Annotated in this window: 15 protein-coding genes; 7 read left to right on the top strand and 8 right to left on the bottom strand. The window is 72.2% G+C overall.

Annotated features, from left to right (window positions below):
• Positions 1-190: 190 nt before the first annotated feature.
• A complete protein-coding gene (locus tag ABEA82_RS16990) occupies positions 191-1,228 on the top strand; it encodes a LacI family DNA-binding transcriptional regulator (protein WP_345662322.1) in 1,038 nt (345 codons plus the stop codon).
• A 272-nt stretch (positions 1,229-1,500) separates the two neighbouring features.
• Here the strand turns inward: ABEA82_RS16990 and ABEA82_RS16995 are convergent, their stop codons facing one another.
• Positions 1,501-2,160: a TetR/AcrR family transcriptional regulator gene (locus ABEA82_RS16995; RefSeq protein WP_345662323.1), complete on the bottom strand. Its 660-nt coding sequence runs from the start codon at positions 2,158-2,160 to the stop codon at positions 1,501-1,503.
• Positions 2,161-2,297: 137 nt separating this feature from the next.
• Here ABEA82_RS16995 and ABEA82_RS17000 point away from each other — a divergent pair, with 137 nt between their 5' ends.
• Positions 2,298-3,509, top strand: coding sequence for a cytochrome P450 (locus ABEA82_RS17000; RefSeq protein ID WP_345662324.1), 1,212 nt, complete (start codon positions 2,298-2,300; stop codon positions 3,507-3,509).
• A 21-nt stretch (positions 3,510-3,530) separates the two neighbouring features.
• Here the strand turns inward: ABEA82_RS17000 and ABEA82_RS17005 are convergent, their stop codons facing one another.
• The gene (locus tag ABEA82_RS17005) at positions 3,531-5,246 is read right to left on the bottom strand and encodes an IlvD/Edd family dehydratase (RefSeq protein WP_345662325.1); all 1,716 of its coding nucleotides are present in this window, start codon (positions 5,244-5,246) and stop codon (positions 3,531-3,533) included.
• A gap of 131 nt (positions 5,247-5,377) precedes the next feature.
• Entirely contained in the window at positions 5,378-7,168 is a 1,791-nt protein-coding gene (locus ABEA82_RS17010) for a SpoIIE family protein phosphatase (protein WP_345662326.1), read from the bottom strand.
• A 236-nt stretch (positions 7,169-7,404) separates the two neighbouring features.
• On the opposite strand from ABEA82_RS17010, the gene ABEA82_RS17015 reads away from it, so the two are divergent.
• Positions 7,405-7,908: an ATP-binding protein gene (locus ABEA82_RS17015; RefSeq protein WP_345662327.1), complete on the top strand. Its 504-nt coding sequence runs from the start codon at positions 7,405-7,407 to the stop codon at positions 7,906-7,908.
• Positions 7,909-7,941: 33 nt separating this feature from the next.
• On the opposite strand, the gene ABEA82_RS17020 is transcribed toward ABEA82_RS17015, so the two are convergent.
• Positions 7,942-9,453: an MFS transporter gene (locus ABEA82_RS17020; protein ID WP_345662328.1), complete on the bottom strand. Its 1,512-nt coding sequence runs from the start codon at positions 9,451-9,453 to the stop codon at positions 7,942-7,944.
• Between the two features lie 216 nt (positions 9,454-9,669).
• Here ABEA82_RS17020 and proP point away from each other — a divergent pair, with 216 nt between their 5' ends.
• From proP to ABEA82_RS17035, 3 genes are all read left to right on the top strand, one after another.
• The gene (proP, locus tag ABEA82_RS17025) at positions 9,670-11,166 is read left to right on the top strand and encodes a glycine betaine/L-proline transporter ProP (protein WP_345662329.1); all 1,497 of its coding nucleotides are present in this window, start codon (positions 9,670-9,672) and stop codon (positions 11,164-11,166) included.
• Between the two features lie 226 nt (positions 11,167-11,392).
• On the top strand, positions 11,393-12,055 hold the full coding sequence (locus tag ABEA82_RS17030; RefSeq protein ID WP_345662330.1) for a hydrolase: 663 nt from the start codon (positions 11,393-11,395) through the stop codon (positions 12,053-12,055).
• 56 nt (positions 12,056-12,111) lie between these two features.
• Positions 12,112-14,448, top strand: coding sequence for a helix-turn-helix domain-containing protein (locus tag ABEA82_RS17035; RefSeq protein WP_345662331.1), 2,337 nt, complete (start codon positions 12,112-12,114; stop codon positions 14,446-14,448).
• Positions 14,449-14,494: 46 nt separating this feature from the next.
• On the opposite strand, the gene ABEA82_RS17040 is transcribed toward ABEA82_RS17035, so the two are convergent.
• The 4 genes from ABEA82_RS17040 to ABEA82_RS17055 form a co-directional block, all read right to left on the bottom strand.
• On the bottom strand, positions 14,495-15,160 hold the full coding sequence (locus ABEA82_RS17040) for a DUF5701 family protein (RefSeq protein WP_345662332.1): 666 nt from the start codon (positions 15,158-15,160) through the stop codon (positions 14,495-14,497).
• Between the two features lie 71 nt (positions 15,161-15,231).
• Positions 15,232-16,203: a helix-turn-helix domain-containing protein gene (locus ABEA82_RS17045; RefSeq protein WP_345662333.1), complete on the bottom strand. Its 972-nt coding sequence runs from the start codon at positions 16,201-16,203 to the stop codon at positions 15,232-15,234.
• Positions 16,204-16,308: 105 nt separating this feature from the next.
• On the bottom strand, positions 16,309-17,145 hold the full coding sequence (locus tag ABEA82_RS17050; protein WP_345662334.1) for an alpha/beta fold hydrolase: 837 nt from the start codon (positions 17,143-17,145) through the stop codon (positions 16,309-16,311).
• Between the two features lie 137 nt (positions 17,146-17,282).
• Positions 17,283-17,735 (bottom strand): Lrp/AsnC family transcriptional regulator, encoded by a 453-nt coding sequence (locus tag ABEA82_RS17055; protein WP_345662335.1) that lies wholly within the window; start codon positions 17,733-17,735, stop codon positions 17,283-17,285.
• 111 nt (positions 17,736-17,846) lie between these two features.
• Here ABEA82_RS17055 and ABEA82_RS17060 point away from each other — a divergent pair, with 111 nt between their 5' ends.
• A complete protein-coding gene (locus tag ABEA82_RS17060) occupies positions 17,847-18,464 on the top strand; it encodes a LysE family translocator (RefSeq protein ID WP_345662336.1) in 618 nt (205 codons plus the stop codon).
• The last annotated feature ends 25 nt before the right edge of the window (positions 18,465-18,489 follow it).

Here is an 18,489-nt window from a genome sequence, read left to right on the forward strand (position 1 = left end):
GCGCGGGAGGCTCGCGCTGTCGTCCGTGTCGCGGGTGATGCGGTCGGGGTGAGGCCGGAGAAATCGTGGGGCGGCCGTGGGTAACGTTGCCCAAGAGGGCGTGGCCAGACCCTAGAGAGCGCCCCGCGTGGCGTCAAGACATGCGGCATACACTCGGCGGACATCGATTCCCGGAGAGGCAAGAGGCCGGATGGAGCCACCAGCACCGCGTCGCAGAGTCACCATCGTCGATGTCGCGCGGCACGCCCAGGTGTCCACCACGGCCGTGTCCAAGGTGCTGCGCAACGCCTACGGCGCGAGCCCCGAGATGCGTGCCAAGGTGCGCCGCGCGATCGACGAACTCGGCTACCGGCCGCACACCGGCGCCAGGGGCATGCGCGGGCAGACGTACACCATCGGCGTGATGCTGCCCGACATCCGCAACCCCTTCTTCCCCGAGATCCTCGACGGCATCACCGACTCGCTCCAGGGCACCGACTACCAGGTGTTCCTCGGCCCGGGCTGCAACGGCGAGAAGGCGGAGGCCCAGGTCACCGAGGCGATGATCGACCGCGGCATGGACGGCATCGTCCTGGTCGCCCCCGTCTCGTCACGCACCCGCCTCGAACACGTCGCCTCCGCCGTGCCGACCGTCGTCATCGGGCGGCACGGCTCGTCCGCCCGGTACGACACCGTGGCCGACGACGACATCGAGGGCGCGTCCCTGGTCGTCGGCCACCTCGCGGGCCTCGGGCACCACCGCATCGCGCACATCGAGCACCACGAGACCGACCCCGCCCGCCTCGCGGAGATGCCCAACGCCCGGCGGGCCGACGGATACCGGCTGGCCATGCGGGCGCACGGTCTGGAGGACCGGATCGACGTCGTCTCCACCAGCTACACCCAGCAGGGCGGCCACGAGGGCGCGAAGCTCCTGCTGAGCCGGCCGCACCGGCCCACGGCCGTCTTCGCCGGGGCCGACATCGTCGCCATGGGCGTACTGGAAGCGGTCGCCGAAGCCGGGCTGTCCGTCCCCGGTGACCTCTCCGTGGCCGGATACGACAACACCACGTTCGCCGCGTTCGGCCCGATCTCCCTGACCAGCGTCGACCAGGCGGGGCACGAGATGGGCAGGAACGCCGTGCGCCTCCTGCTGGAACGGATCGCGGACCGGCACCGGCCCGCGACCCGCGTCATGCTCTCCCCCACGCTCGTGCCGCGCCGGACCACCGCCCCGCCACCGGCGTAGGCCGCCGGGCCCGGGTCCGGAGGTCCTCCACCCGACGTGCGTCCCGGCGAGCCGCAGGCGGTACTTGGCCCTCTCGAGCGCAAGGTCGTCCGGCGGGAAACGTTCTGCACGGAGGGAAACCGTCCGGGGGTGCTGTCGAGGAGGGCGCGGAACGGGGAGCTGGGGCCGGAGAAGGGGGCCCGGGGCTCGACAGCGGGGCGGAGAGCAGCCGAAGGGGATGTGAATCGATTCAATACGATCCTTGCAGGCGTGCTGCGCGGCTCGCGTGGCGGTCAGGCGCCGGTGCCGCCGTCCGGGAGGCCCGAGGTCACCAGGGCGAGGGCGTGGGCGAGTTGTTCGCGATGGTCCGTCAGCACGTCGGGGGTGAGGCCCCGGCCGGCCGTCTCGCGGGCGAAGTCGTCGGCCGCGACCTTGAGTACGGCGCTGATGGCGGCGGCCTGCACCCGGACGTCCAGCGCGTCGGGCGAGGTGCCCAGGCGTTCGGCGAGCACCTCGGCGAACGTCTCCTCCGCGCGTTCCCGGAGGACGAGGTAGGCGGCGCGCAGCGCGGGTTCGTCATGGGTCATCCGGACCACGGCCAGAACCGCTTCGATGTCCTCGGCGGACGACGAGTCGAGGACCGGCTGGTAGGCCGCGCGCAGATGCTCGGTCAGGCCCAGCTCGGCCGGCCAGGCGTGCAGCACCGCGCGGAAGGCGTCGATCATCTTCGTGAGCAGCGGCTCGACGCAGCTCTCCTTGCCGGGGAAGTAGCGCCACAGCGTGCGTTCGGAGACCCCGGCCGCCCGCGCGATCTGTTCGCCGGAGGTGGCGGCCACACCCTGCTCGGCGAAGAGCCGGACCGCGTGCCGGGAGATGTCGAGGCGCTGTCTTCGCCGTTGCTCGTCACTCACCGGCGGCCGCCCCCGGCGGGGCACGGGTCCGCTGTCCGTCACGGAGTCCTCCATCAGGCGATCCAACCATGCCGACGAGACCGGCCGACTGTCCGAAACTTTAATGACAGTTACTGCCAACAAACTGCTACGGTCGGGACGGCTCGAAGATCGCATGCGGAGATCCCAGGAGGAACGCCATGAGCGTTGCCACCGAGCGTCAGCAGCTGCCCTTCCCGAGGCCGAACGTGCTCGACCTCGCCCCCTTCTACGACGTGCTGCGCCGGGAGGCGCCCGTCACCCCGGTCACCACACCGGCCGGAGACCCCGCCTGGCTGGTCACCCGCTTCGAGGAGGTGCGCGACCTGCTCGGCGACAGGCGCTTCGGCCGCTCCCACCCCGAGCCGGACCGTGCCTCACGCCTGACCAGCGCCGCCGTCCTGGACGGGCCCACGGGCAACTACGAGACCGAGGAGGCCGACCACACGCGGATGCGCCGGCTGCTGACGCCGGCGTTCTCGGCCAAGCGGATGCGGATGCTCTCCGATCACGTCCAGCACCTGGTCGACCGCTGTGTGGACGAACTGATCGCCGGGCACGCTACCGCGCCCGACCGGCTCGTCGACCTGCAGTCCGGGCTGGCCTTCCCGCTGCCGGTCGCGGTCATCTGCAAGCTGCTCGGGGTTCCCGAGAGCGACCGCGAGCGCTTCGCCTCGCTGTCGGAGCGGATGTCGAACTATGCCATCGGCGACGCGGCCCACCAGGCGCGGGACGAGTTCAACGAGTACATGACCGCTCTGGCCGAGACCAAGCGGGCGCGGCCGGGTGAGGACGTCATCTCCGACCTGGTGCAGGCTCAGAGCGCCGACGCGGACTACGACTACGCCGACATGATCCAGCTCTGTGTCGGCCTGCTCTTCGCCGGGCACGAGACCACGGTCAACCGCATCGGTCTCGGCACGCTCTTCCTGCTCACCCGCCTCGACCAGTGGGAGGCGCTGACCGCCGACCCCGACGGCCGGGTCAACGCCACCGTCGAGGAGATCATGCGCCTGGGCGCGCCCGGCGACCTCGGTCTGCTGCGGTACGCCCACACCGACGTCGACGTCGCCGGTGTCACCATCCGGCGCGGTGACGCCGTGGTCCTGTCGATCAACTCCGCCAACCGCGACGCCTCGGTCTACCGCGACGCCGAGACCTTCGATCCCGACCGCTCCGAACGCACCCACCTCGGTTTCGGCCACGGTGTGCACTTCTGCATCGGCGCGAGCCTGGCCCGCGTCGAGCTGCGCATCGTCTTCGCCACGCTGGCCCGCCGTCTGCCCGGTCTGCGGCTCGCCAAGGGACTGGACGAGCTGGAGGTGCGGACCACCCTCACCGGGGGCGTCACGGAGTTGCCCGTGACCTGGTGAACCAGCCGGGGTGACCGGGTGTCAGTGCGACTCGCGGGTCACCTCGGAACCGCTGGAGCCGACGAGGAAGTCGAGGTCGGCGCCGGTGTCGGCCTGGAGGACGTGGTCGACGTAGAGACGTTCCCAGCCGCGGCGAGGAGCGGCGTACCCGCCCACGCCGGCCTCGGCCGGGGTGCGGCGGGCGAGTTCGTCGGCGGGGACGTCGACGTCGATGCGGCGGGCCTCGACGTCGAGGGTGATGAAGTCCCCGGTCCGTACGAGGGCGAGGGGGCCGCCCGCCGCGGCCTCCGGGGCCACGTGCAGGACGACCGTGCCGTACGCGGTGCCGCTCATGCGGCCGTCGCAGACGCGGACCATGTCGCGGACGCCACGGACGAGGAGCTTCCTCGGCAGGGGCATGTTCGCCACCTCGGGCATGCCCGGGTAGCCCTTGGGGCCGCAGCCGCGCAGCACGAGGACGGAGTCGGCGTCGACGTCGAGCCCGGGGTCGTCGATGCGGGCGTGGAAGTCCTCGACGGAGTCGAAGACGACGGCCCGGCCCCGGTGCCGCAGCAGGTGCGGGGAGGCGGCGGCGGGTTTGACGAGCGCGCCGTCGGGCGCGAGGTTGCCGCGCAGGACGGCGATACCGCCCTCGGCGACCAGCGGTGCGGTGCGGGTGCGGATGACCTCGCCGTCCCAGATCCCGGCGTCGTCCAGGTAGTCGGCCAGCGGTCTGCCGGTGACGGTCAGCGCCTCGGGGTCCAGCAGGTCGCGCACCTCGCGCAGGACGGCGAGCAGTCCGCCGGCGCGGTGGAAGTCCTCCATGAGGAAGCGGCCGGCCGGCTGGAGGTCCACCAGGACCGGCACCCGGGAGCCGATGCGGTCGAAGTCGTCCAGCGTCAGGTCGATGCCCAACCGGCCCGCGACGGCCAGGAGATGGACCACGGCGTTGGTCGAGCCGCCGATCGCGGCCAGCGCGACGATCGCGTTCCGGAAGGACGCCTCGGTGAGGAACGTCCCCGGTCGCCGGTCGGCGCCCACCATCTCCACCGCCAGCCGGCCGGTGTGGTGGGCGGCCTCCAGCAGGCGGCTGTCGGGGGCGGGGGTGCCGGCGGTCCCGGGGAGGACCGTGCCGAGGGCCTCGGCCACCAGGGCCATCGTCGAGGCGGTGCCCATCGTGTTGCAGTGGCCGCGGCTGCGGATCATCGCCGACTCGGAGCGGGTGAACTGCTCCTCGGAGAGCGTGCCCGCGCGGACCTCCTCCGACAGCTTCCACACCCCGGTGCCGCAGCCCAGCAGGCCGCCGCGGAACGTGCCGTTGAGCATCGGCCCGCCGGGGACCACGACCGCGGGGAGATCCACCGAGGCCGCGGCCATGAGCAGCGACGGGATCGTCTTGTCGCAGCCGCCGAGCAGGACCACGCCGTCGATCGGGTTGGCCCGCAGCATCTCCTCCGTGGCCATGGCGGCCATGTTCCGCCACAGCATGGCCGTCGGCCGCACCTGTGTCTCGCCGAGGGACACCACGGGCAGGTCCAGCGGGATGCCGCCCGCCTCGTACACGCCGTTACGCACTGAGGCCGCGACCTCGTTCAGGTGCGCGTTGCACGGGGTCAGGTCCGAGGCGGTGTTGGCGATGGCGATCTGCGGCCTGCCGGTGAAGGCGTCGTCCGGCACTCCGCGGCGCATCCACGCGCGGTGTATGTAGGCGTTGCGGTCCTGTCCCTCGTACCACTGAGCGCTGCGGAGCCTCTCCATGAAGCCCTTCCGGTAGACGGTACAGGGGTCTACATTCTGGAACGCCATGCAGCAGCATAAGGGCTCGCCCTGCCCGTCTACCTCGCGTCGCCGAGCACGCCTTCCGGAGCCGTGAGCGTCAGCGCGCTCGCCTACCGCACGCCCCTGTCCTTGCTCGTCGACGCGCTCGACGAGATCCGCGAACTGCTCGGCCCGCTCGGCGAGATGACGCTGGGGGTGCGCAGGGCCAGCAGGGCGACGTCGTCGTCGTTGTCGGCGGGTCGGACGCGGCGCAGCAGGTGGTCGGTGAAGGAGGCGAGGGGGCGGTGGGCGAGGGCGGCCGCGTGCCGGCTCAGCCGGTTCAGGCCCTTGTCGAGGATGTGTCCGGGCTCTTCGATGAGGCCGTCGGTGTACAGCACGAGGGTGGATCCGGGCGGAAGCAGGGTCACGGCGTCCGGGCGCGGGGTGCCGGCTCCGGCGCCCAGGACGATGCCGTGTCCGTCGGTGAGATAGCTCGCCAGGCCGTCGCGGCTGATCAGCAGGGGCGGGGGGTGGCCCGCGTTGGTCCAGGACAGCTGCCACTGGCCGTCGTCCGCCGGCTCGATCCGGGCGAAGACCATCGTGGCCATGTCGACGTCCGTGATGTGCTGGAGCGCTTCGTCCAGCCGTGTGACGATCCGGCTGGGCGGTTCGTGCTGGGACCAGGCGTAGGCGCGGAGCATGTTGCGCACCTGCGCCATGCCGGCCGCCGCCTCCAGGTCGTGTCCGACGACGTCCCCGACGGCCAGGGCGGTGGACCCGTCGGACAGGGGGAAGGCGTCGTACCAGTCGCCACCGACCTGTGAGGCGTCGGGTGCGGGCAGGTAGCGGACGGTCATCTGCAGGTCCGGGACCCCGGGCATCTGGGGCAGCAGATGGTTCTGCATGGTCTCGGCGACCTTGCGCTGACGCTGGTAGAGGCGGGCGTTGTCCAGGGCGAGGCCGGCCCGGCGCGCGATGTCCTCGACCAGGGGGAGGTCGGCGGGGGTGAAGGCGACCGGGTCGTCGGCGCGGCCCAGGGTCAGGGCGCCCAGGACCGCGCGGGTGCTGCGGATGGGCGCGATGGCCGCGGAGTGCATCCCCGTCATGTCGAACAGCCGGCGTTGCTCGACCGCGATGCCGGAGTCCGGGGTCCGCCGGTAGGTGCCGGGCCCGGCCACCGTGGAGGCCACGCCGCGCAGGGCTCTCGACAGGGGCATCGGCGATTCCTCCGGGACGGGCGGCATGGGGCCCTGGAGGTCGTCGCGGTGCACGAGGGCACCGTCTTCGGCATGGACGACGGCGGTGCGCCACACCTCGTCCCGCTCGGTGATCAGGTCGATGACCACCCAGTCCGCCAGCCGGGGCACCACCAGATTCACCAGCCGTTCCAGTGCCTCGTCCACGTCGAGCGTGGAGGTCAACTGCGCGGTGGCCTCGGCCAGCAGGGCGAGCCTCTCGAGCTCGGGCAGCGGCCTGGCCGCCGGTTCCGGCCCGGGGTCGGTCGCCTGGGCGGGGTCGGCTACGTGGAAGAGCACGAGGGTGCCGGCTCCGTCTTCGCCGATCTCGTAGGGGGTGATCAGCCAGGAGATGGGCAGCAGGGAACCGTCTCCGCGGGCGAAGTGGTCCTCCGCGGCCTGTGCGGTCCGCCCGGCGTGGAAGGCCTGCCGCATTCTGCACCGGGTCCTCGGCAGCGGCTGCCCGTGGGAGTCCCGGTGCAGCAGGTCGTGCGCGTCATGGCCGAGCATGTCGTCGGCGGTCAGGGCCAGCACATCCCGGGCGCGGACGTTGGCGGCGAGGATGCGTCCCTCCTCGTCCACGACGTAGGCCGCGGTTCCGATGGCCTCCAGCCTGCGGTGCAGTGAGGCGTCAGGTACGGCCGGGGATTGCCGCGCGGCGGTCTCCGTACGCTCCGGCCCTGCCATGTCGTCGCCTCCTCGCTGGTCGACCGCCCCTGCCGGCTGTCGTCGCGTCCCCGCGGGACGCACTCCGGCGGTTCCCGTGTGCCCTCTGTGGCCGAAACCAGCCCCGTGTGACTGCTACCACTCGCAGCAGTTTTCGCGTGCGGCCGGAGCCTGCCCGGGTATGCGTGGTACGCACCCGGGTAAACGCACGTCGAAAGCTGCCCCGGAAGGGGCGAACACAACGAAAGAGCCTCCGCATGGTCACTCCGCTTGGGAAGCAGGCGGCAGATCGGCAGGGCCCGGACGAGCACGCCATGCTGCGCTTCGGCGCGGCGTGGGACGACGGCGCGGCAAGCGCCTTCGACGCCCGCCTCGCCCTGCACGCCTTTCTCGCCCACGGTCCGCACACCGACCCCGAACCGATTCCGGCCTCTCTGGCCGTGGACGCAGAACTCGTCGTCAGCGAACTGGTCACCAATGCCATCCGGCACGCGCCCGGCCCCTGTGAGCTGATCCTGCGACTGTTCCGAGGAAGGCTGGCCATCACCGTGTGGGACACATCGGCGGAGCAGCCCACGGTGCGCAAGGGGGACCGGTACCGCGTCGGCGGACACGGCCTGCGCCTCGTGCACACCGTCAGCGACCGGGTCGCTGTCGCACCCCGCGCGAAGGGGAAGCAGATCACCGCCTACCTGCCCCTGACCCCGAGCGTCAGCGCGGACGGCGGCAAGGAGGAGGCGGTCGTTCTGGCGGCCGGCTGACCTCCGTTCCGCGCTCGGCGGGAGCGCGGGGGATCAGTTCTGCCGGGCGTGTATGGGGTTGTTGGCCACATCGTCCGGGCACTTCGCGTGTGCCCGGCGCGTCCGTCGGTCGCGTTTCCAGTCGGAGGTCGCGAGGGCGAGGGACGCCGCCATGCCGACGAGCCCGGCGCCGAGCGCGGTGACGAGGGCGCCGCGGTAGTCGCCGCCGCCGCCGAGCACGAGGTAGAAGAGGCCGGGCAGGGCGGCGGTGCCCACCGCGGCGCCGAGCCGCTGCCCGGTCTGCAGGGCGCCGCCGGCCGCGCCCGCCATGCGGACCGGTACGTCGCGCAGGGTCATGGTGATGTTGGGGGAGATCACGCAGCCGCTGCCGAGGCCGCCGAGGAACATCGCGGGGGCGGCGGCCCAGGGCGCGATGTCGAGGGGGGCGAGGCGCAGCAGCAGCGCGGTGCCGCCCAGGCCGACGATCACGGCCACGAGTCCGCCCACGGTGAGGACGCGGCCGAGACGGTCCACCAGCCGGCCGGCTACCGCGGCCGCGACGGCCGAACCGAGGGCGAAGGGCGTCACGGCCAGGCCGGACCGGAGTGGGGAGAAGCCCAGGCCGTCCTGGTAGAAGAGCGCGAAGACCAGCCAGACGCCGCTGAAGCCGACGAAGTAGAGCGTGCCGACGCCGGCGCCGACGGCGTAGCCGCGCACCGTGGTGAACAGACGCGGGTCGAGCAGCGGCTGGGCGCCCCGGGTGACGAGGCGGCGCTGCCACCAGGTGAAGACGGCGAGGATCGCGGCGCCCGCCGGGAACAGCCACCACAGCCGGCCGATGCCGCCCGCGCCCGCCTGGACCAGCGGGTACATGAGCGCCAGGACGCCGAGGCCGAGGAGCAGCACGCCCGGCAGGTCCACGTGCTGCCGCCCGGACGGCCGGGTGCGGGGCAGCAGGCGGCGGCCGAGGAGGACGGCGAGGATGCCGATGGGGACGTTGACGTAGAAGACCCACCGCCAGCCCTCGGTGCCCGGGGCCAGGGCGAGGATGACGCCGCCGGCCAGCGGCCCGACGGCGGAGGAGATGCCGACGGTGGCGCCGAAGAAGCCGAAGGCGCGACCGCGCTCGGCGCCCCGGAAAAGTTGCTGGATGAGCGCGGAGTTCTGCGGCGCCATGAAGCCGGCCGCCAGTCCCTGGGCGAGCCGGGCCACCACCAGCAGCGTGATGCTCGAAGCGGCCCCGCAGGCCGCGCTGAAGAGCACGAAGCCGCTGAGGGCGAGCAGGAAGATGCGGCGTCGGTCGAGCGCGTCCCCGAGGCGGCCGGCGGTGACGAGCGCGAGGGCGAAGGCGAGGGCGTATCCGGAGACCACCCACTGCACCTGCGCGGGTGAGGCGTGCAGGCCGCGCTGCACGGAGGGCAGGGCCACCACCACGATCGAGACGTCCAGCAGGCTCATGAAGCCGGCCACCAGGGTGACCCACAGGGCACGCCACCGGCGCGGATCCGGCTCGTACCCGGCCTCCTGCGCACCCTGGTCCCGGCCGCCCGCCGCTGACGCTGTCACATGGGCTCCTCTCACAAGGCGCGCACCACGGCGAACCAAGTTCCCCCGCGGGACACGGGCCACACCACGGCCGGCGGCCGGCGGCGGCTCTCACCCACAGCGCCCGTCCGTCACCCTCCGTGGTCATCCGGGCGCCGCGTGAAGGGGTCAGTTTGAGCGCGCGAGATCTGTGCAGGCGTTGTGCTTGGGAGAGATGACCGGCGAAAGGAACGACTGATGGCGGCGCCCGACAACGAAGAGTCGGTGGATCCCGCAGCCGTGAGACGACACCGGATGCTGTTCCGGGCGATCGAGAAGCGACGGCACCCCAAGCTGCGCCGCAGCGACATCACCGTGACCGACGAGGCGGCGGTCAAACGCGCCACGAAGGCCGCCGCCCTCGGCAACGCGATGGAGTGGTACGACTTCGGCATCTACAGCTATCTGGCGTCGACCATCGGGAAGGTGTTCTTCCCCTCGGGCAACGACACCGCCCAGCTGCTCAGTTCGTTCGCGACGTTCGCGGTGGCCTTCCTGGTGCGTCCGCTCGGCGGGATGGTGTTCGGACCGCTCGGCGACAAGGTCGGGCGCAAGCGCATCCTCTCCCTCACCATGATCATGATGGCGGTGGGGACCTTCGCCATCGGACTCGTGCCCTCGCACGCCGTCATCGGTCTCTGGGCCCCGGCACTGCTGATCTTCTTCCGGCTGGTGCAGGGCTTCTCGACCGGTGGGGAGTACGGCGGCGCGTCGACGTTCATCGCGGAGTACGCGCCCGACAAGCGGCGCGGTTACTTCGGCAGCTTCCTGGAGCTGGGCACGCTCGCCGGCTACGTCGGGGCCTCCGGCCTCGTCGTCGTCCTCAACAGCCTCCTCAGCGCGGACCAGATGCTCCAGTGGGGCTGGCGCATCCCGTTCCTGGTCGCGGCCCCGCTCGGCCTCATCGGCCTGTACCTGCGGCTCAAGCTGGACGAGACGCCCGCCTTCCAGAAGCTGGAGGGCGGCCAGGTCAAGGCGAGCGAGGCCGCCGAGGCCGTGGAGACCTCGGCCACCGGCGACCTCGGCAGGATCTTCACCCGCTACTGGCGTCCGCTGCTGCTGTGCCTCGCGCTCGTCGCGGCGTACAACATCACCGACTACATGCTGCTGTCGTACATGCCGACGTACCTGTCCGACGAGCTGGGCTACGGCACCAACCACGGGCTGCTGATCCTGCTCATCGTGATGGTGCTCCAGATGTGCGTCATCAACCAGGTCGGGCGGCTCTCGGACCGCTTTGGGCGCAAGCCGCTGCTGATGACGGGGATGCTCGGGTTCCTCGTCCTGTCGCTGCCGTCCTTCCTGCTCATCCGGCAGGGCAGCGTCGTCCTCATCACCCTGGGCCTGCTGATGCTCGGGCTGTCGCTGGTGACGATGCTCGGCACGATGTCGGCGGCGCTCCCGGCGATCTTCCCCACCCATGTGCGGTACGGATCGCTCTCGGTCGCCTACAACCTGGCCACCTCGGTGTTCGGCGGCACGACACCCCTGGTGATCACCGCCCTGATCAGCACGTTCGACACGACCCTCATGCCCGCCTACTACGCCACCGGCGCCGCGGTCATCGGCGTCATCGCCGTGCTGTGCATGCGGGAGACCGCGAACAAGCCCCTGGCGGGCTCTCCCCCGTCGGTCGAGACGGAAGCGGAGGCGACGGAACTGGTGGAGGCGCAGGCGCCTCGCCCGAAGTTCTGAACGCTTCGACAGTGACGACCGGTTCGGCCGCCGACGCGGAAGCGGAGGCGGCCGCCGGCTTGTCCGGCGGGTGGCGCCGGCAGGGCCGTTGCCCCTCGGCGCACCGCTGCTGTCCCCACCGCGCACGGCAGGAGCCGAAGCCCGCCGGTGCCCACGCGGGCTGCCTAGCGTGATGAGCGAACCGGACCAACCCCGGTCTCCGCTCACCGAAGAGAGGCTCACCCGCATGGTCGACATCGCCGAGGTCACCGCCGCCCCCAGCCCGGACCTGCTCACCCCGGACAACTGCGCGGTGCTGTTCGTGGACCACCAGCCGCAGATGTTCTTCGGCACCGGCAGCGGCGACCGCACCGCCATCATCAACTCCACCGTGGGCCTGGCCAGAGCCGCCCGGGCCTTCGACGTGCCGGTCGTGCTGAGCACCGTGGCCGCCGAGTCGTTCTCCGGTCCGCTGCTGCCGCAGCTGGCCGAGGTGTTCCCGGAGCAGAAGGCCGTCGACCGGACCTCGATGAACGCCTGGGAGGACGTGAACTTCGTCGAGGCGGTCAAGGCCACCGGCCGCGAGAAGCTCGTCATCGCGGGCCTGTGGACCGAGGTCTGTGTCGTCCTGCCCGCGCTCTCCGCACTCGCCCAGGGCTACGAGGTGTACGTCGTCACCGACGCGTCCGGCGGTGTCAGCCCGCAGGCCCACGAGCACGCGATCCAGCGCATGGTCCAGGCCGGGGCGGTCCCGGTCACCTGGGTGCAGGTGCTGCTGGAACTCCAGCGCGACTGGGCCCGGTCCGACACCTACGAAGCGGTGACGGACGTGGTGACCCGGCACGGCGGCGCCTACGGCCTCGGCATCGTCTACGCCCACGCCGTGATCGGCGGACACACCGCGGGCTGATCCCCCTTCAGGGCGGCGGGAAGGGGGGGTCCGGCCGACCGACGTATGATCGCGCGGTGGGCAGTGGTGGGGGCCTCGCGGGACCGTTCGGGCGGTTGCTGCGGGAGTTGCGGCAGGACCGGCGGCTGACGATCGAGGAGCTGGCCGAGGCGTCGGGGGTCTCGGGGCGGGCCATCGGGGACATGGAGCGGGGCCGGAGCCGGCGTCCGCACCGCGGCACGGTCACCGCGCTCGCCCAGGGCTTGGAGCTGGACGAACCGGCGCACGCGCGGCTGCTGGCCGCGGCCCGCGCCGCCCGGCCCGGTCCGCAGCGGCCGGAGGCCGTCAAGGTCTCGCCCCACACGCTGCCGAGGGGCGTGCGGGACTTCGTCGGCCGGCAGGGGGAACTGGCGGAGCTGCGCGCCCTCGCGCGGGAGGCCGCCGAGGACGAGGAGGGACGGGACGCCCCCGCTCCCCCGGCCGCCGTCGTGCACGGCCCGCCCGGAAGCGGCAAGACCACACTGGCGGTCCGGCTGGCCGAGGGGCTGGCGTCCTCGTGCCCCGACGGGGCGTTCCTGGTGGACATGCGGGGCCTGGACGAACGTCCGCTCCCGGCCGACCAGGTGCTGTCGGGTCTGCTCGGCTCCTGGGGCGTGCCGGACGCCGAGCTGGCCGGACTCGGCGCCGAGGAGCTTCTCGCCCGCTACCGCGAGCTCTCCGCCCGGCTCCGCGCGGTCCTGGTGCTGGACAACGCCGGCAGCGAGGACCAGATCAGGCCGTTGCTCCCGCGCGAGGGGCGCCTGCTCGTGGTGGTGACGAGCCGCCGTACCCTCGCCGGTCTGGAGGGCGTGCGGCGCGTCGAGCTCGGGGCGCTGACCCGGCAGGAGTCCGCCGCGCTGCTGCGTGCCGTCGTGGGCACGGGGCGGGTGGACGCCGAGCCTGCGGCCGCGAACGTCGTGACCGAGCTGTGCGGTCATCTCCCCCTGGCCCTGCGGGTGGCCGCGAACTGGGCCGCGACCCGGACCAGTTGGAGCCTTCGCCGGCTCGCCGACCGGCTGGCCGACGAGGACCGCCGGCTGGACGCGCTGAGCGCGGGAGACCTGCGGGTCAACTCCGCCTTCGCACTGTCCTACTCGCGTCTCGCGCCCGAGGCCGCCCGCATGTTCCGGCTGCTGTCGCTCGTGCCGGGCGGGGACTTCGGTGTCCCGCCGGCCGCCGTGCTCGCGGGAGTCTCCCTGGCCGAGGCCGAGGACCTCCTGGAGGAACTGCTGGAGGCGGGCCTGCTGATGACAGCCCGTCAGGACCGCTACCGGCTGCACGATCTGCTGCGGCTGTACGCTGCGTCCCGGCACCGCGCGGAGGACGCAGCGGCAGGGTCGCTCGCCGCCCGGTCGCGGCTGCGGCACTGGCTGCTGGACACGGCCGTCCTCGCGGGCCGCTGGTACGAACCGGACTACGGCATGCCGCCGGCGGATCCCGGCCGGCTGGTCGCCCTCGACGACCGGGAGCAGGCGGCGCGCTGGATCAGGATCGAGGACGACTCCTGGCTGGCCGCGTTCCGCGAGACGGCGGAGGAGGGCGAGCACACCAGGGTCGCCGAGGTCGCGGAGGCCATGCACTGGTTCTCCGACCACTGGGTGTCCTGGGGCCACTGGGTCGAGGTCTACGAGCGTGCCGCCGCGGCCGGCGCCGCGCTCGGGGACGCGGGGCTGGAGGCGACCCACCGCAACTACCTCGCCTGGGCGTACTGGGCCTGCGCCCGTCGTCACGACGAGGCGGTCGACGCGGCCCTGTGCGCGCTGCGTCTGGCGGAGGGTGCCGGAGACACCCTCCAGCAGGCCTGGGCGCACGCCTATCTCGGCTGGCTGCGGGACGCCCTCGACGACCTGCCGCCCGCCGCCGACCACTACCGGCGCGCCATGCGGTTGTTCACGGCGGCGGACGACGTCAACGGGTATCTCCAGGTCTCCTGCGGGGTGATCAGGCTGATGCGTGCGACGGGCCGCCCGCAGGAAGCCGTCGAGACCTACCACGGCATCGTGGAGACGCTCGCGGACCCCCGCCACCGCGACCGGATCCCGCCCAACGTGCGGGACTTCACCACCTTGTCCGCCGTCTACTCGGTGTCGTTCGTCCATCTCGACCGGGGCGACTGGCAGGAGGCGGCCGACGCCCTGCGCGGCATTCGCGGGCAGTTCGACGCGTGCGGCTGGCACAAGCAGGCGAGCAAGGTCCACCTCCACCTGGCCCACGCGCTGACCCACCTCGGGGAGCGGGCCGAGGCCGCCGCCGAGTACCGCGCCGTGCTCTGGCTGGAGGGCCTCGTGCCAGCGGAGGTCCGGGAGGACGCCCGGGCCGGCCTCGCCGCTCTGAGCGGGGGACGGCCGGCGCCACCGCCCCGTTTCACGCTGTGACACGGGGAGCGGGGCGTCGTGGGGCGGGGCGCCGTGGGACGGTTCGCTAGGCGGCATCCGTCCCGCGGCCCGTGCCGGAGGCGAAGCCCAGCCAGGTGTGCCGGTTGTTCCACCAGCACCAGCCGACCTTCGGGGCGTGGCGGCGCTCGCCGCCGTCACGGCCGGTGCCGTTGCTGATCCAGATCGCCGGGGTGCGGGCGTCCAGCTTGCCGTTCGGCTTGCGCAGCCGGGAGCCGATGGTCATGAAGCAGCGGTTGCGCTCCAGCGCCCGGGGCTGCTGAAGCACCCAGTGGATGCCCTCGGTGAGCAGCAGCGGGGTGCGGTCCTCCTTCGTGAGGGCGGGCAGTGCCTCCTCGGGGCTCCAGTTGGACAGGTGGTCGCCGCGGTCGACGCCGGTGACGACGTAGAGGGGGGCGTGGGGCAGTTCGACGGCCTCGGGCGTGAACTCGTCGACGTCCGGCGTGTCGACGACGACGAAGCCCGGTTTGCCGTCGCGGCGCAGCAGTGGCGCGAGGGCGGAGGCGGGGGCTCTGTCCGGGTGCACGGCCAGCAGTGCGCCCTCCCCGCCGGCCGCGGCGGCGAAGTCGCGGATCTCGGCCGCGGACAGCCCGGCCGTCTCGTGCACTCCCAGCTCGATCAGCCGCTCGGCCTGGGCGCTCAGGTCCGGGAGTTCCGGCAGGACGGTGGACGTGTCCTGCGTGGTGTCGGGCACGATGCTCCTCTGGTCGGCGGCGTGGCGAACTCCTGTGCAACGAGTCGGTTCGCGGAGGCGTTCCTTCCGTCTCACCTGTGCTTGTGCCCCGCGCCGGTCAGGCCCTGCGTCTGCCATTCGCGGGGCGTCACACCGTAGGCGGCGCGGAAGGCACGGCTGAAGTGGCTGGGGCTCACGAAGCCCCAGCGCCGGGCCACCGTCGCGACGCCCTGCCCGAGGGCCGCCGCCCTCAGCAGGTCCTGGCGGCACCGCTCCAGCCGCTGGGTGCGGATCCACTCCCCCACCGTCGCGCCCTCCAGCTGGAACAGTTTGTGGAGGTAGCGGACCGACATGAAGTGCGCGGCGGCGATCCCGGGCGGTGACAGCTCGGGGTCGGAGAGGTGGCGCAGGATGTGGTCCTTCACGCGGACGAGGGTGGCGGCGGCCGTCTCCGGAGCCTGGGGCGCGAAGCGACCGCGTCTGTCGTTGATCAGCAGCGCCAGCAGGTCGAGCGCGGTGGCGGCGAACTGCCGGCCGACGAGGGCGTCGAGGCTCCCCGCCTCGCGGGCCAGGCGCGCGAAGTAGGTCGCCACCAGTGCGGCGCCGCCGTCCCGGCCCGAGAACGCGGTGGCGGTCAGTGCCCGCAGGTCCTCGTCCCGGACGCGGAGATCCTCGCGGGGGAAGTGGAAGGAGGTGAAGCAGAACCTGCTCTGCACCCTCTTCCTGAACAGCCGTGAGGAGTCGGAGAGGGAGAAGTCGCCGGGCTCGATCAGCGCCTGTCTGCCGTCCTGTTCCTTGAGCGCGGTGCCCCGCTGCTGGAGGGTCAGGATGAGGAACTGCTTCCCGTCCCGGACCAGCCGCCTGCTGCGCGTCACGACCTGCGGGCCGGCCTGGACCTGCGCCACTTGTAAGGACCCCAGCTTGTCGGTGACGATCCGCCCGGGTGACGGGGCGTCCTCGAGGAGCCGCACGTCCAGCGGTATGAAGGTCCGGGACACCGCGTGGTGCCATCGCTCGCCCCGTTCGGCGGCCGGCAGTGACGCGGTGGAAAGGACGACGGACACCTGGTTCTCCCCCTGGACATCGTTCAGGGCCGGTGGTCAGTTGCCGGCCCTGAACGATGTCACCATCCCGGACCTGCCGGGTCCAGGAAGAATCGGAGGAAGAATTCACTTCGCCAGGAAGGCGAGCAGCGCCGAGTTGACCTCCTCCGCGTGGGTCCACAGCAGACCGTGCGGGGCACCCTCGATCTCCACGTAGTCCGCGGCGGGCAGAGCCTGGTGGAACGGCCTCGCGGTGCCTTCCACGGGCAGGATGCGGTCGCCGGTGCCGTGCAGGATCAGGGCCGGCACGTCGATCGCCGGGATGTCGGCCCGGAAGTCGGTGTACCAGGTCGACGGGGCGGCGGCCGCCGCGTGGAAGCCGCCGCCGGCGGCGACGTTCCAGCTGTTGCGGACGGCCTCCTCGCTGATCCGGCTGCCGAGGTTCTCGTCGAGGTTGTAGAAGTCCTCGTAGAAGGCGGTGTAGTACGCGTAGCGGTCCGCCTTGACGGCCGCGACGACCCCGTCGAAGAACTCCTTCGGGGCGACCCCTTGCGGGTTGTCGTCGGACTTGAGCAGGCAGGGCTCCAGCGAGGCGAGGAAGGCGACCTTGGCGACCCGGGCGGAGCCGTACCTGGACACGTACCGGGCGACCTCGCCGGTGCCCATCGAGAACCCGACGAGCACGGTGTCCCGCAGGTCGAGGGTCTCCATCACGGTGTTCAGGTCGGCCGCGAAGGTGTCGTAGTCGTAGCCGGTCGTCGGCTGGGAGGACTGGCCGAAACCGCGCCGGTCGTACGTGATCACGCGGTGGCCGGCGTCGAGCAGCGCCGCGGTCTGCCGCTCCCAGGAGTGCCCGTCGAGCGGGAAGCCGTGGATGAGGACGACCGGCTGCCCGGATCCGTGGTCCTCGTAGTAGAGGTCGACGGGGGTGGAGTTCTCCTGGCCCACGGTGATGTACGGCATGCGCTGTTTCCTCGTTTCCGGGTGGCTGGCGGAGGGGACGGCGACACGCTAGGTCGGGTGCCGTGCCGCCTTTTGCCGGGCAGCGCACCGGCAGTTGACCGGGGGCGCACAGGCTCGCCCCCGGTCCGAGGCCCTGGTCACTCGGGCAGCGGCCGGTCGTCGACGACGTGCTTCATGACCAGGGTGGAGTTCAGGCGCTGGACGCCGGGCAGCCGGGCGAGCCGCTGGTCGTAGAGCTGCTGGAAGGCGGCCAGGTCGGTGGTGGCGACGCGCAGCAGGTAGTCGGGGTCGCCGAAGAGCCGCTGGGCCTGGAGCACGTGCGGAACGGCGGCCACGCCCTCCTCGAAGGCGGAGACGGTGTCGGCGTCCTCCCAGCGCAGGGTGACGAAGACGAGCGCTTCGAAGGTGAGGCCCACGGCGGCCGGGTCCACGATCGCCCGGTACCCGCGGATCGCGCCCTCGCGTTCGAGGTCGCGCAGCCGTCGGTGGCAGGGCGAGACGCTCAGTTTCACGCGGGCGGCCAGCTCGGTGACCGTGAGACGGCCGTCCAACTGCAGCTCGGTAAGGATTTTCCGGTCCAGGGCATCCATGGAGAAGATTCTGCCCCAGATTCCGCGATCAAGGAGAAAAGAAAGGAACACTTACGGGCTGATTCGGCCTAGCCTTCCTCGCGGAACAGAGCACGTGAGAGGGACCGATCCATGGAATTGACGACACTGGCGGCGTTTCTGGCAGTGGACCTGCTGCTGGTGTTCACTCCGGGCGCGGACTGGGCGTACGCGATCGCGGCGGGCCTCAGGGACCGCTCGGTGGTCCCGGCGGTCGCCGGGCTGACAGCCGGCTACGCGGGCTACACCCTGCTCGCGGTCGCGGGCCTGGTGGTGATCGTGGCGAGCTCGGCGACCCTGCTCACCGCCCTGACCGTGGCCGGGGCCGGCTACCTGGTGTGGCTCGGCTGGGGCGTGCTGAGGGCACCGGCCGCGCTCACGGCCTCGACGGCGCAGGTGGGCTCCTCGCGGTTGCGGATCGTGCTCAAGGGAGCCGGTACCAGCGGGCTCAACCCGAAGGCGCTGCTGCTGTACTTCTCGCTGTTCCCGCAGTTCATCGACCCCGCGGGCGGCTGGCCGGTGGCCACCCAGACCGGCCTGCTCGGCGTCCTGCACATGACCGTCTGCGCGATGGTCTACCTCGCCATCGGGGTCCTGGCCCGTACCGTCCTGAGGACCAGGCCCTCGGCGGCCCGGGCGGTGACCCGCGTCTCCGGCGTGATGATGATCGTCATCGGCGGGTTCCTGCTGGTGGAACGCCTGGCCGCCTGAACAGCAGCACGGCTGCTTCCCCACG

This window comes from Streptomyces venetus, from assembly GCF_039540295.1.
GTDB lineage: Bacteria > Actinomycetota > Actinomycetes > Streptomycetales > Streptomycetaceae > Streptomyces > Streptomyces venetus.